We start from the raw sequence: 12,392 nt of genomic DNA, 5'->3' as shown, positions 1-12,392 counted from the left end.
CCGGCCTCAGCGAGCAGGAGAACCGGATGACACCGACCGAGCACGTCGACCCTGATGCCGCGCAGGCGTTCAACTGTTGCCGATATGTCTAACACTAGTAATCGGTTCTGGCATTGTCTGCCTGTGTGAATTGGTGACGCCGCGGAATGCTTGGGATGTCGGTGGTTGTGGTGTGCAATACGGCGGCATGGGGCTGGTGGTCTTCTGGGCGTGTCGGTTCGGGTCACCGAATCATTGACCGCGCGGACCTCGCTCCTTTCTGGGCAGGCCCGGAGGGGACTGTGCGGGAGCGACGCCGGAAAGGGGGTGGAGGCAGTGTCTTGCCGGGTGTGGGGCTCGACAGGACAACGGGACGTCGATGGCCAATCGGGAAAAGATGGTGCGGGACAGCGCCACTGGTGAGGTGTAGTGGGGTAGGCGTGGATCGCGGCCCCGAGTCCGCGGGGCGGCGGGCGGGGTTGGGCCGGATGCTCGGCGGCGCGGCCGAGCGTCGGTTCACGGTGGTGCGGGTGGTGTGGCGCGGGATCGATTGGGCCGGTTCGCCCGTGGGCTGGTTCGGGCGGTGCTTGTCGGAGGTCGGCGTTACAGTCGAGATCGTACGAGAGGGGGAGGTCACCTGTGCTGATGGGAGGGTCGATGAATGACGTCACGGCGGTGCCGGCATCGTTGTCCGGCCCGTTCTCCGGGCGCTGTGGTCGACACAGCATCAACGACGGGGTCTGCACGACGCCGCGGCAGTTCGCGTTCACCACCCGCGCCCATGTGGCGGTCGACGACGCGACCGGTGAGCCGATCGGGCTCGACGACGTCGACACCCGGGTGGGGTGGCTCCTCGACCTGATCACCACGGCCGGCGGCCAGTTGGCGTCGCGGCTGTGGCAGCCGGCGACATTCGACGTGCTCGCCGCCGGACGGGACCACCAGGACCGCAGGCTGCCCGCACAGGGTCACGTCGCCGCGGCCCGCCTCGGCTGGAACCCGCACTACCCGGACGGAATCTACGTGCCCTCGCGGGTCACGCGGGTGGTGGCCGCGCAGGTGATGGCCACCCTGCGGACCCTCGCCTATCGGGACACCGCGATCACCGCGCTGTCTGAGGGATTCGACCCGGCCACCGGCCGGATAGCCCCGACCACCGCCGCCGCGGACTGTGTGCCAATGGGTTTCGCCCGGGGCGTGCGGCGCCAGCTTGTTGCACACGCCGGCCACACCGACGACGGGGCACCGGCCGACCGGTTGCGGATCACCGACGTCCAGGGCCCGCCGCAGACGAGCGCGATGGCCCGACTCTCGGCAGCCGATCGGCAGCTCGCGCAGATCACCGCGGCAGGGCGTGAGTTGGTGTTGACGGTGAAGCTGCCCACCTGCCCCGCCCCGGCGGGGCGGGCGCAGTGGCGGCGGGTCCGGCTGACCGCCGCCATCCCCGGGCACCTGCACGGCCGGGCGATCACCGACTGGCATCTGCCGACCCTCGTCCTCGACCGGAAGGGTCTGCTGTGGCGGTGCGCGGCGACCGAACTCGTCCCCGACTGTGACCTGGGATCGGCGACCGTCGCGGTGGGGGTCGATTGGTCCCCGTCCACGCTCGGTGCCGCCGCCATCACCACCGAGAACTCGGACGGGTTGTCCTCGGATTACCGGGGCTTCGCCTACGACGACCGCGGCCTCGGGACCAAACTCGCACGCCTGCAGACCGAGGGGCAGATGCTGCACCGTAAGGCGGCGCGGTTGGAGAAACTGGCTGCCACCGCCCCACCCGAGGTCCGTACCCGGCTGGAGGCGAAGATCGCCGTCCTCGACGCCCACCGCGAGGCGGTGGGCGTCAAGCGGGGAAAGATCAACCGGGAACTCGCGTTTCATTTCGGCCGCCAGGTCACCGAGTACGCCGAGGCGGCGGGCGCGGAGATGATCGCGGTGGAGGATCTGACGACCCTCGAGACCCGCGGGCACGGTCGGGTCAACAACAATCGGGCCGCGCAGTCGGCCCGCCGTAAAGCGGTCGCCGCCCTCGCGCACACCGCCGCCGGTGTCGGTGTCGCGGTGGTCTCGGTGCCGGCCCGGGGATCGTCCGCATTGTGTCCGGGCTGCGACGCACCGCTTGTACGCCCCGGCGGCTATCACACCGCATGGTGTCCCCGCTGCCGGGTCGGCGGCAACCGCGACCACGTTGCCGGCGTGAACCTGGCCAAACGTGCGCTCCTCGGCAGAAACAAAGTCGCCCGCCGGCGTGGGCAGCTGCCCACGATCCGGGTCGCCGAGCACGCACCGGTCCGCAAGTCCCGGGACAAGACCAGCCCGACCCCGAGCAGGCCGCGGCATCGCCGGGTCCGCCACAGCCTGCCCACCACACCACAGCAGGTGGGGGTGACTCCGAAACATCATGTTCCTGCACCTCAAGCGTCGGTGTGGGACACGGTCAAACCCGCACCGCCGCACGGTGATGCGGGTAGCCGTGACACACGTACATCTCCCACGCCCGCCACGCCAGTGGCAGAGAGTATGAGATCTACGTAGACGCTCAGGTGTTTCGGGACCTGCTGCACGAGGAGATCGCGGCGCTCACCGCCCGCATCGAGTCCACCCCGCGATACACCGGTGCCGAAGACTCCGAAGGCATACGTCTGCGCGGGCAACGCGGCGAGGCGTGTCAGTTGTTGGCCCGTCTGACCGCCCGGTACCCCGAGCTGGACGGCCCCGGACCCGCCCGAGGATGATCGCCGCCCCGGATCAGGCGTGACGCTGCGAAGGTGGCTTCGGATATTCTCACGCGATGAAATCGGCGGCGTCACCGTTGCGTTCGTCAGTTTTGTCGGTGACGGCGCTGTGCGTGGCGTTGTGTGTCACAAGTTGTGTCGGCGCTGTTGATCGAGCGGATTTCGATGCTGCGATGCGGACACGTGGTGGGGGTATGACGGGCGCACTCGTCCGTGACGGGTTGGCGGAGCTTGGCACCCGGTACGGCGTTGCAGACGTGGAGGTGACGAGTGTCGATGTGGCGCCGGTCGAGCCGCTGGATGTGACGGTCGGGAACCCTTGCGAAGCCGGATCAGCTCGACCGGTACACCTTTGACGGCGAGTGGTTGAGCGACGCCAGTCCGGTGATGGTCTCCGCTGTGGAGGATCTCGGGTGTGGAGCCCGCGCCGCGGCGGCGACGGAGGGTGATGCCGGCATTGTGGTGGGTGATCGGCGTTGTGGCGGCCGTCGGCATGTTCACGTTGGTTGCGTCGGTGATCTGGCCGGGCCAGGCGGTCTACCTTGCCCCGGTGTTCTGTGAACAGCCGATGGACGAGGGGATGGTCGTGTCGGATACCTATTCCGACGGCGACGGGACTTCCACCAACTTTGCGTTGTATTGCGTCGGGGACCGGGGGAAACGGTCGACGAGGGATGGCTGCGTCCGTTCCTGCTGATCTGGGCGGCGTATCTGGCGGTCGTGGCAATCGTGTTCGCGGTCGGACGCATGTCGCGGGTGCCGCAGCCGGCAGGCCCCGGAGCCGAAATACGGGATCAGGCGGATTAGTCGGTGCCTCGCCGGTGTTGAAACTAGGACGGAACGGCAAACATCGTTCCCGAGGAGCAACGCACCGATGCACTCCTCACGAGGGAGTGCATCCTCAGCGATCCGACCTGGACCGGTGGGTATCGGAGCGGTAAGGAGTGGTCATGACCATGGCACGCTCACCCGTGAGCTGTGATCCGGAAATCTGTCTCGCCAAGCATCTGCCACGCGATGTCACCCGCAGCGCGCTCGGCCACCGGCGGGTCACGATGAACCTCGACATCACCGACCACGGCAAATGGACCGTCCGCATCGACGAAGGCACCGTCACGTACCGACGCGGCGGGGTTGCGCACCCGACAAGCACCGTCCGCACCGACGCGGCCACTCTCGGCGACCTGCTCGCCGGCCGCATCAGCGTGGCCGACGCTTTCCTGTCCGGTGCACTCGAGATCCGCGGCAGCATGACAACGGTCCTCGCGATCGGCGGTACCTTCGCGCCCGACGTCGAATTGCCGACACGGGCACGTGCCCGCGAGACCAGCGCCTACGGGGTGCACACGGGATACCTCGAAGCGGGTGACCCGGACAAACGGCCGGTGGTGCTGCTGCACGGTCTCGGTGCCAACAACTCCTCCATGCTGCCGGTGCTGGCAGACCTGGCATCGGACCATCGGGTGATCTGCCCCGATCTTCCTGGGTTCGGATCCTCGGCGGCCCCGGCCTGGCGTTACACCCCCGAACAGTTGCATCGCTGGTTACGGGCCTTCCTCGATGCGGTCGACGCCCGCGGCGCCGCGCTGATCGGACATTCTCTCGGCGGCCGCGTCGCTCTCGAACTCGCGCTGCGCGACCCGGATGCTGTTACCGGGTTGGTGCTGGTGTGCCCGGCGATGGCCTTCCGTCGCCGGCGCCGACTGACCTCACTGGCCCGGTTGCTTCCGCTGGATGTGGCGCGGCTTCCCCTCGCCGTGCCGCCGCGGCTCCTCCACGCGGGGGCCCGTGCCGGGCTGCGGGCCCTGCTGGCGGATCCGGGCGTGGTGCCGCGGCACTGGTACGAGGCCGCAGCTGACGAATGGGAGCTGTCGTTGCGGCATGCCTCCCGCCGCCGGGCGCTGTGGTCGGCGCTGCTCGGCCTGTATCTCGACGAGCCGTTCGGGGAGACAGGCCTCTGGGACCGGATCGCGGGCCTCGAGGTGCCCGCGCTATTCCTGTGGGGCGACCGCGACACACTCGTTCCGGCCCGATTCGCCCGGCACGTCACGAGCGCCGTTCCCACCGCCAGGTCGGTGACGCTGCACGCCTGCGGGCACGTACCCCAGTTCGAGCGGCCCGAGATCACGCTCCGTCTGATCCGCGAGCAGCTCGCCACCACAGCCCAGCGGGGTGCGGTCAGGCAGCGACAATCGATGAGCGCACGACGCGGCGCGAGGCGATCCCTCCACTCTGCCGGAGCCCGTGGCCGACGTGAGTCGACCCGCTCGAACACTGGGCGCATCGCCTGAGGTCCGAAACCATGACCTGGCTCTACTGCGGTGGCACGGGGTCGATATAGCGCAGTGGGGCATGTGCATTCAGCAGCCAGGCTCCGCCCTTCGCAGTCTGCCCGATGGGGTACATGCGTGTTCCGTCATCGCGCGTGCAAGCGGCCAGCCCGGTGAGGACTTCGCCGTGGGTGCACCACAGGGTGCCGGCGAGTTCGATGGTGTCCAGCGCGGCACACAGGTCGTCGGGAGCCGCATCCGGGGCGAGCAGCGGATGTTCGTGGATGGGCAGGCGGTGGGCAGCGGCCAAGGGGACGAGGGTGTCGAGGCAGCGGGTCGTCGGGCTGCAGTACAGGACGCGCAGCTCGACTCCGGCGAGTGTGCCGACGAGGCCGGTGGCCTGGTCACGTCCCAGGGCGCTGAGGGGCCGGTCGGCGTCGGGCCCGCCCCAGTTCTGCTTTCCTATCGCATGGGCGTGCCGAAGCAGGACGAACATCCCAGGGCCTCCCTCGGCGAGAGCGTGCGTGTGCGGGTCAGCATAGGCGTCGGAGTCGAACGGATCGTGCAGATTCGCGCAGCACGGAACGTGGGTGCGAGAGGGCGTCCGGCATTACCGAGAGGACCCTGGCCGATACGCGAGGCGTGACTCCCACTCGGCCAGTGATGCGGTGGCGTCAGCGTGCCGTTCGGGGGATCCCAGAGGGGGACATGCGTCCATCGCGAGATCTACCAGAGCATGGGCGACGGTCAGCACACTGAGGTGATGACGGTGCGCGACGCGGAGCAATTCTTCGAAGGCATCGGTTTGGCTGCAACGGCGTAGTGCGATCACGATGCCTTCCGCCACCGACAGCGTTTGCCGTCCATCCATCGCATGATCGACGCCGACCCCATCACGTTCGGTGATCGAGTTGGATTCGGGCACAGTCGTCATGGGCATCATCTCCGCGATGTGCCTTCAGTGTACGACCGCGGATCGGGCCTGCGACTCGACTTTGCCCGCCTGCGCATGCCGGCGTTTCCGCCCCAGGTGGGGCTGTAAACCTGCGTATGTCGGAATCGACCATGCCTATCTGCGGGTTCCATCGGCCCGGAAATCGGGTACCAACTGGACATGGACAGCACAGAGGGCCGGCGCGACGCCGCATGGAACCGCCGGGTCCGCGACGAAACCGAGGTCCAGCGACTCGACCGCAATTGGAGCAACCTGCTGCAGGAACTGCGCGTCGTGCAGACGGGTGTCCAACTCTTGACCGGCTTCTTGCTGACCCTGCCGTTCCAACAGCGGTTCGAGGAAGTGTCGGATGCGCAGGAGGTGATCTACCTCGTGACTGTCGCCCTCTCGGTCACCGCGACGATGATGTTGGTCGCGCCGGTCGGCATTCACCGACTGCTGTTCCGTCAGCATGCCTTGCCCACCCTCGTGGCGACCGGACAACGACTTGCGATCGGCGGCATCGCCGTCCTGGGTGTCGCCCTCGTCGGCGTGGTTCTGCTGATCTTCAGCTTCGTGGTCGACATGGCCGCCGGGATCATCGCGGCCGCGGTGGCGCTGTTGATGTTCTTCGGGTCCTGGATTCTGCCGGCGCTGTCGCACCGTCGCTCCATCGACGACGCCGAGCGGTGAGGTGCAGGCCGAACTTATGGTGTCGACACAGCGCGAGCGGGAACACAAGTACGACGTGGACCGAGATTTCACCCCAGCGGGCGCGAGCAGACGCGGCGCGTCTCGCCTGCTGATCTCCCTCCGGATCGGCTGACGGGGTTCGTTCGAGGTCCGCATGATGGCAATCAGAGCGAACGCGGTCAGAATCCGATGGCTTCGCGGATGAGAACGACGGTTCCGCGGCCCGGGACCACTTCGCGTCCGTTGATAAGGATTTTCGAGATAGTGCTGCGGACGCCGTAGGCATGGTGGGCACGGACGTCTTCCTTTGGATAGGAATAGGTTTCGATGCGGTGTAGTGCATATCGCAGTGGGGCGACGTACGGGACCCCGCCGGGCCATGGGTGTTGGGTCGGCACCACGGTGGCGGGGCGGGGTCGAGGTGCCGCATCCTGACGGGTCGAAATCGGTTGCCGCGACACCTTCTCAGCGTAAGCGCGACCGAGATGTGTCCGAGACCAAGTGCCCGGGAAGTCTGGGTGAACGTTCTCGGGAGACCTCGGGTGGTCGACCCCCAGCGACGCGAAGTCGAATCTGCTCCTGCGGCGGGGCCGCTATCAACGGCGAACCTCCTGGTCAGCGGCGACTGATCACACGAAACGCTCGTGAACTTCTGAACAACACAAAGACGTCGCAAGGCCCGAATGGTTACGCTCTGCATGCTTTTTCGTATCGGTTGCAGTACGTACTGAATGGGGATCGGCATGACGAACATCAGCGCAGCTCGACCCGGACGCACACCCTTCACCCGCCTGGCGGCAGTCGCAGGCATCGCCCTACTCGGCATGGTCATCGGTAACGGCACCGCTTCGGCAGGTGTCGACAACTCCAGTTCGGTCATCGACGCGGCCGGCAACCGCATCGAGGTCCTGCAGGGCGACACGCAGTATCAGGTCGTTCCGCCGCTCGACGGCGTACCGACCAGCGTCGAGTTCTTCCACAACGGCTACGCCGGGGTGAACATCAGTGGTCCCGATGCGGCGGAGTTCGAGGGCACGCAGCTCACCGTCGGGTACCAGATCGGCTATCCGGTCGCGTTGGCCGGTGCGACGATCGTCCTCAACTCGCCGGGCCTCGGATTCGCGATCGGGTCGGACACCGGAATCGACCTGGGGCTCGTCCCCGACTTCACCCTGGACCTGAGTGCGGGGACCAGCGCCGAGCTGGCCGGTGACATCATCCCGTCGCAGGAGCTGGACATCGATTTGGAGCCGGGCGGTATCACCACGGTTCCGCTGCTCGAGGGCCAGGAATTCGACGGACCGGAGGCGCTGGTGCGAATGCAGGGCGTTCACGGTTCGATTTCCGGCGCGATCGGCCCGGTGACGATCCGGCCGTATGCGATGGCAGTGACGGAAAATGGGGACACGGTCATGACCTACGGTGTGCCCCAGAAGCTCAACTGAGTGAACTCCGAACGGGTTTCGGTGACGCCGCCGGGTCGCGATCTCGATCGTGATCCGGCGGCGTCGGGTTCCGCCTCGATGAGCGTCTCGCCGACGAGATGAGCAACATTAGATCCGGCGACCACCGGAATCGCCCCAGCCGGCACGATGGTGACCCGGTGACGATCCGGCGGTGTCGACGGGCGTACCTCGCGGGGGAGTACGTGCTGCTGTTCTTCGGGCTGGCGAGCATCTACGCCGTCCTGTTTCGCGGCACCAGCCCGATCCCGTTCCTTCTGGTTCTCGGCCTGGCGGTCGTCGTCTATCTACGTCGGTCGTCCGGCTTTGATCGGGCGTCGCTGTGGCGTCCGGGAACCTTTCGGTCTCAGGCGCGATCGATCGCGGCGCTCTGGTGTCTCGCCGCGGTGTGCCTCAGCGTCACGGTGGCACTCCTGCGCCCTGGTTTACTGTTCGCATTTCCTCGCGAGGACCCGCTGATCTGGGCGCTCGTGATGGTGTTGTACCCCTTGCTCAGTGTGTATCCCCAGGAGCTGATCTTCCGTTGGTTCGTGTTCCACAGGTACGCAACGGTTTTCGGCGAGGGCGCTCGGATGGTCGCTGCGAGTTCCGTGGCATTCGGCTTTGTACACATTGCGTTCGGCAGCTGGATAACGGTCGTGATGACGATCGTCGGCGGGTGGATATTCGCTTCGAGATATCGTCGCACTCGATCGCTGTTCACGGTCTCTGTCGAACACGCGTTGTACGGCATGCTCGTCTTCACGGTGGGTCTCGGCCAATACTTCTATCACGGAGCGGCGGGCGCCTAGCTTTGCCCGGCCGTATCGGTTGCCCCGCTCGCGGGTGGACCGTCAGCGTGGTGGCCAACCCACGGCGTCGAACACCGCGATCGGGTCGAGGTAGTCCCGCCAGTGCGAGATCTCGCCGTCACGGAGTGTGAGCACGGAGATGTACCGGTTGGAGTATCGCTGTCCCGTTCCCACCACGTGGCCCTCGGACGCGTACTCGAGCACCACAATTCCTGTGGTCGGGTCGTGGTGGACGGCCAGGTCGAAGCAGCGGTCGAGAACGATGGTGGTGCCGTAGGGGCGGTAAAGCTCGGCGACCGCGGAACGGCCCTCGACGTGCCGGGGGTACCCGGGAACGGTGATCACGTAGTCGACGGTGATGTCTTCTGCGAGGAGGTCGAAGAAGTGACCGGGCTGGACCAGTCCGTCCACACCTTGTTCGATGATTCGAAAGAACGGTTCGAGCGCGGCGAAGTCCGTAAGGTCGGCAATGGGCGCCTTCACAATGTCACCCTACTTCCACATCCCGTCCGTTCGGCGTCAGATTGAGCGATGATGGGATCAATCGCGGCGACGATCTCGGAGAGCACGCGGGAGGAGGAGCTACCGGTGAAGGCAGTCACGTACTCCGAGTTCGGGCCGCCGGAAGTCCTCAGCGTCCGTGAGGTTGCGCGACCCACACCGAAGCCGGACGAGGTGCTGGTGCGAGTGCACGCGACGACGGTGACGAGGGCCGAGACCCTCATGCGCAGGGGTTCGCCCCGCTGGGGACGTCTCGTCCTCGGCGTCACTCGGCCGCGGAAGAATCGGCGGATTCCCGGGCTCGAATTTGCCGGAGAGATCGAAGCGGCGGGCGCGGACGTGCGCCGATTCGCTGCCGGCGACCAGGTTTTCGGATTCGCCGGATTCCATCTGGGTGCGTGCGCCGAATACGTCTGCTTGCCCGAGTCCGCGTCGCTCGAACGGAAGCCCGCCGGTATCGGCTTCGAAGAGGCGGCCGCCGCAGTCGACGGACCCTCGACGGCACTGTACTTCCTTCGCGACAAGGCACACGTCCGCAGCGGCAGGCACGTTCTGGTCAACGGCGCCTCCGGGAGCATCGGTACCGCAGCGGTGCAACTTGCCAAACACCTCGGCGCCGAGGTCACCGCGGTGTGCAGCCCCCGTAATGCCGATCTGGTCACCGACCTGGGCGCCGACCACGTCGTCGACTACCACACGGAAGACTTCACCGCCCACCACGAGACCTACGACGTCATATTCGACACCGTCACCGCGACCTCCTTCGCGCGATGCCGACGGGCGCTCACCCCGCGCGGCTGTTATGTCCCCACGACCGGCCTGATCAATTGGCCGCTCGGTGCGTGGACTGCGCTGCGCGGCGGGCGCACCGTGCGGCCGGGGATGTCCGTTGAGAAGCAGGGAGCACTTGCCTATGTGAAGGAACTGATCGAATCCGACGGATTCCGCATAGTCGTCGACCGCAATTTCCCGCTGGATCGGATCGTCGACGCGCACCGATACGTCGACCTGGGCCACAAGGTCGGCAACGTGACGGTCACCGTCAACGGTTGACGTGTCCGGTCAGGACGAGTGTCTCGTCGTACCCCAGTGGTCGACCTCGGCCGTCAGCCTCCAGATCGAGGCGGCACCGCTTCGTCACTCCATCTTCGGCGGAACGCGGAATGTTGCCCATTCCCGTCTGGTCATCACTTGTACAACCGCTGTTTACCGAGACGGATTCGATCCCCGCCGAGACGAGGCAGTCGCTCCGGCGGTCAACCGACTGCGCGTCCTCGGAAGACCCGGCTCTCGAGGACGGGGACGGCGGTGCTCCGGTCGACTTCGGCGGCGATGGCGACGTCCTCCGGGTATCCCGATGCGCGCAATTCTCGTCCTGACGCGGACTCCGCGAGGGACTGCGGGAGGGTGTCCGCGACGGCGCGCCAGGCGGTGATGGCCATCAGGGCTTCCGGCGACACCTCGGCGTCCCAGCCGGTCGCGGTCAGTGCGCACATCACGGCGCCGGCACCCCACAGGTCTTCGATCGCCGGCCGGAGTTCGCCGCCCGGCCACTTCTCACCGGCGGCGATCACCGACACCACCGACCTCGGTGTGTAGTGCCGGGCGATCCAGCCGGCGACCGCGGTCGCATTCCGTAGCGAGGCTCCGACGCACACCCCGGATCCGGCGCCGAGTTCGAAGCAGATGCTCGATCCGTTCGGTGAGGGGAGGACCAGGCGGCGCGGCGCGGTGGTGCATCGAATCGTGTTCGGCGACAAGCTGATCTGACCGTGCGCCACGCGGCTGCGCCTGACGGCGAGAACCGCGTCCGCCTCACTGGCGTAGCGTTCGGCGGACTCGTCGTTCCATCGGTACGGCAGCACGTCGATGCCGGCATCGACCGCCACGGTCAGGGTGGTGGTGAACGAGAGGACGTCCACCACGACCGCGACGTCGGCGACGGCCCCGACGGCTTTCGCCCCCGGTAGGCCCCAGTCGAACCGCAGTCCGTACTCCAGTTGGAGATGTTCGCGATTCACGGCGACTCCCTCGGATTCGGTTGCTCGTCGTGACGGTTCCCCGTCGAGGTGAGCGCGACGAGGGCGGTGAGCACCGTGGTGACCGCGGCTCGCGGGGCGCCGGGCAGCAGCGCTGCGCCGATGTCTCGGGTCGCCCGGGGATCGTCGAGGCGTATCTGCGCGCAGCCGGGTGGGGGAATGTCGGCGGCAGGCATGATGCCGACGCCCAAGCCGGATGCCACCAGGCCGGACACGGTCCGCAGGTCCTCGCCTTCGAACGCGATCGTGGGGAGGGCGCCGGCTCGCGCGAACAGGTCGTCGACGGATCCGCGGAGGCCGTAGCCCGGCTTGAGCGTGATGATCGGTTCGGATGCGAGGTCGCGGATCGTCGTCGATGTCGAGGCGGCCTGCGGGTGCTCGGCGGGCACCAGGACGACGAGTGGCTGTTCGAACAGCGGCGTGACCGTCAGTCCGTCCGGCGGAGGGTTGAGACGAGAGACGAGAGCGATATCGGCCTCCCCGTTGACGAGGGTGTTCAGGCACGTGCGCCGCGCGCCCTGGCTGAGGACGAACCGGATCGCCGGATCCTCCGTGCGGACGATCCGAATCAACTCGGGCACGAGGTGCTCGCCGAGCGACGTCTGAAAAGCGATGCGAACGGTTGCTCGCGTTCTTCGGTCCTGGGACCGGACGGCGTCGAGGCCGTCCACCACCGCTTCGAGTGCGCGTTGCGCGTACGGCACCAGTGTCCGGCCTGCATCCGTCAACCGGACGCCACGCCCGTCCGGTTCCAGGAGTGGTGTGCCGAGTTGCTTCTCCAGGCGGCGGACTATCCGGCTGACCGTGGGCTGGGGCATTCCGAGCATCGCGGCGGCAACGGTCACGTGTTCGACCTCGCCGAGGGCGACGAGGACGGGAAGGTGCGGCAGCAGGGCCTTGACTGCCTCGCTATTCATGACTCAACTGTATGAGTTCTGCGCCCAACATGTATTGGATTCATCGGTCGTGTCGCTTTAACGTCGACGA

The 12,392-nt window shown here is 67.0% G+C and carries 13 protein-coding genes; 8 read left to right on the top strand and 5 right to left on the bottom strand.

The annotated features are described in order from the left end of the window. The first annotated feature begins 636 nt into the window (after nt 1–636). The 4 genes from CJ179_RS03810 to CJ179_RS03795 all read left to right on the top strand — a co-directional run bounded on the left by CJ179_RS03810 (nt 637) and on the right by CJ179_RS03795 (nt 5,005). On the top strand, nt 637–2,514 hold the full coding sequence (locus tag CJ179_RS03810; RefSeq protein WP_257015303.1) for a transposase: 1,878 nt from the start codon (nt 637–639) through the stop codon (nt 2,512–2,514). 8 nt (nt 2,515–2,522) lie between these two features. Beyond that, nucleotides 2,523–2,714: a hypothetical protein gene (locus CJ179_RS03805; RefSeq protein ID WP_072937899.1), complete on the top strand. Its 192-nt coding sequence runs from the start codon at nt 2,523–2,525 to the stop codon at nt 2,712–2,714. A 448-nt stretch (nt 2,715–3,162) separates the two neighbouring features. Then, nucleotides 3,163–3,411, top strand: coding sequence for a hypothetical protein (locus CJ179_RS03800; RefSeq protein ID WP_244163579.1), 249 nt, complete (start codon nt 3,163–3,165; stop codon nt 3,409–3,411). Between the two features lie 253 nt (nt 3,412–3,664). After that, on the top strand, nt 3,665–5,005 hold the full coding sequence (locus CJ179_RS03795) for an alpha/beta fold hydrolase (protein WP_244163578.1): 1,341 nt from the start codon (nt 3,665–3,667) through the stop codon (nt 5,003–5,005). Nucleotides 5,006–5,027: 22 nt separating this feature from the next. Here CJ179_RS03795 and CJ179_RS03790 read toward each other — a convergent pair whose 3' ends face one another. Together CJ179_RS03790 and CJ179_RS03785 are read right to left on the bottom strand one after the other, a co-directional pair. After that, a complete protein-coding gene (locus CJ179_RS03790; protein WP_095860722.1) occupies nt 5,028–5,480 on the bottom strand; it encodes a histidine phosphatase family protein in 453 nt (150 codons plus the stop codon). A gap of 114 nt (nt 5,481–5,594) precedes the next feature. Further along, nucleotides 5,595–5,918, bottom strand: a complete 324-nt coding sequence (locus CJ179_RS03785) for an ANTAR domain-containing protein (protein ID WP_241031558.1) — start codon at nt 5,916–5,918, stop codon at nt 5,595–5,597. Nucleotides 5,919–6,098: 180 nt separating this feature from the next. Between CJ179_RS03785 and CJ179_RS03780 the strand changes: the two genes are divergently transcribed. The 3 genes from CJ179_RS03780 to CJ179_RS03765 all read left to right on the top strand — a co-directional run bounded on the left by CJ179_RS03780 (nt 6,099) and on the right by CJ179_RS03765 (nt 8,865). Further along, nucleotides 6,099–6,611 carry a DUF6328 family protein gene (locus tag CJ179_RS03780; RefSeq protein WP_072937902.1) on the top strand — a complete coding sequence of 171 codons (513 nt, stop codon included), beginning with the start codon at nt 6,099–6,101 and terminating at the stop codon, nt 6,609–6,611. A 743-nt stretch (nt 6,612–7,354) separates the two neighbouring features. Further along, a complete protein-coding gene (locus CJ179_RS03770) occupies nt 7,355–8,056 on the top strand; it encodes an MspA family porin (protein WP_095861050.1) in 702 nt (233 codons plus the stop codon). Nucleotides 8,057–8,214: 158 nt separating this feature from the next. Further along, nucleotides 8,215–8,865 carry a CPBP family intramembrane glutamic endopeptidase gene (locus tag CJ179_RS03765; protein WP_095860720.1) on the top strand — a complete coding sequence of 217 codons (651 nt, stop codon included), beginning with the start codon at nt 8,215–8,217 and terminating at the stop codon, nt 8,863–8,865. A 42-nt stretch (nt 8,866–8,907) separates the two neighbouring features. Here CJ179_RS03765 and CJ179_RS03760 read toward each other — a convergent pair whose 3' ends face one another. Further along, nucleotides 8,908–9,348, bottom strand: coding sequence for a nuclear transport factor 2 family protein (locus CJ179_RS03760; RefSeq protein WP_095860719.1), 441 nt, complete (start codon nt 9,346–9,348; stop codon nt 8,908–8,910). 105 nt (nt 9,349–9,453) lie between these two features. On the opposite strand from CJ179_RS03760, the gene CJ179_RS03755 reads away from it, so the two are divergent. After that, nucleotides 9,454–10,419: an NAD(P)-dependent alcohol dehydrogenase gene (locus CJ179_RS03755; RefSeq protein WP_095861049.1), complete on the top strand. Its 966-nt coding sequence runs from the start codon at nt 9,454–9,456 to the stop codon at nt 10,417–10,419. A 203-nt stretch (nt 10,420–10,622) separates the two neighbouring features. On the opposite strand, the gene CJ179_RS03750 is transcribed toward CJ179_RS03755, so the two are convergent. Continuing rightward, on the bottom strand, nt 10,623–11,387 hold the full coding sequence (locus CJ179_RS03750) for a 2-phosphosulfolactate phosphatase (RefSeq protein ID WP_072937910.1): 765 nt from the start codon (nt 11,385–11,387) through the stop codon (nt 10,623–10,625). Further along, nucleotides 11,384–12,322: a LysR family transcriptional regulator gene (locus CJ179_RS03745; RefSeq protein WP_072937912.1), complete on the bottom strand. Its 939-nt coding sequence runs from the start codon at nt 12,320–12,322 to the stop codon at nt 11,384–11,386. The genes CJ179_RS03750 and CJ179_RS03745 overlap by 4 nt, the downstream gene beginning before the upstream one ends. Between the last annotated feature and the right edge of the window lie 70 nt (nt 12,323–12,392).

Source organism: Rhodococcus sp. ACS1, from assembly GCF_002300155.1.
Classification (GTDB): Bacteria; Actinomycetota; Actinomycetes; order Mycobacteriales; family Mycobacteriaceae; genus Rhodococcus_F; species Rhodococcus_F koreensis.
This window is presented reverse-complemented; position numbering and strand designations above follow the sequence as displayed.

Excerpts from the sequence above, each read along its gene's own strand:
- CJ179_RS03810 (WP_257015303.1), top strand. The coding sequence starts at position 637 with ATGAATGACGTCACGGCGGTGCCGGCATCGTTGTCCGGCCCGTTCTCC.
- CJ179_RS03800 (WP_244163579.1), top strand. The coding sequence starts at position 3,163 with ATGCCGGCATTGTGGTGGGTGATCGGCGTTGTGGCGGCCGTCGGCATG.
- CJ179_RS03795 (WP_244163578.1), top strand. The coding sequence starts at position 3,665 with ATGACCATGGCACGCTCACCCGTGAGCTGTGATCCGGAAATCTGTCTC.
- CJ179_RS03790 (WP_095860722.1), bottom strand. The coding sequence starts at position 5,480 with ATGTTCGTCCTGCTTCGGCACGCCCATGCGATAGGAAAGCAGAACTGG.
- CJ179_RS03785 (WP_241031558.1), bottom strand. The coding sequence starts at position 5,918 with ATGACGACTGTGCCCGAATCCAACTCGATCACCGAACGTGATGGGGTC.
- CJ179_RS03780 (WP_072937902.1), top strand. The coding sequence starts at position 6,099 with ATGGACAGCACAGAGGGCCGGCGCGACGCCGCATGGAACCGCCGGGTC.
- CJ179_RS03770 (WP_095861050.1), top strand. The coding sequence starts at position 7,355 with ATGACGAACATCAGCGCAGCTCGACCCGGACGCACACCCTTCACCCGC.
- CJ179_RS03745 (WP_072937912.1), bottom strand. The coding sequence starts at position 12,322 with ATGAATAGCGAGGCAGTCAAGGCCCTGCTGCCGCACCTTCCCGTCCTC.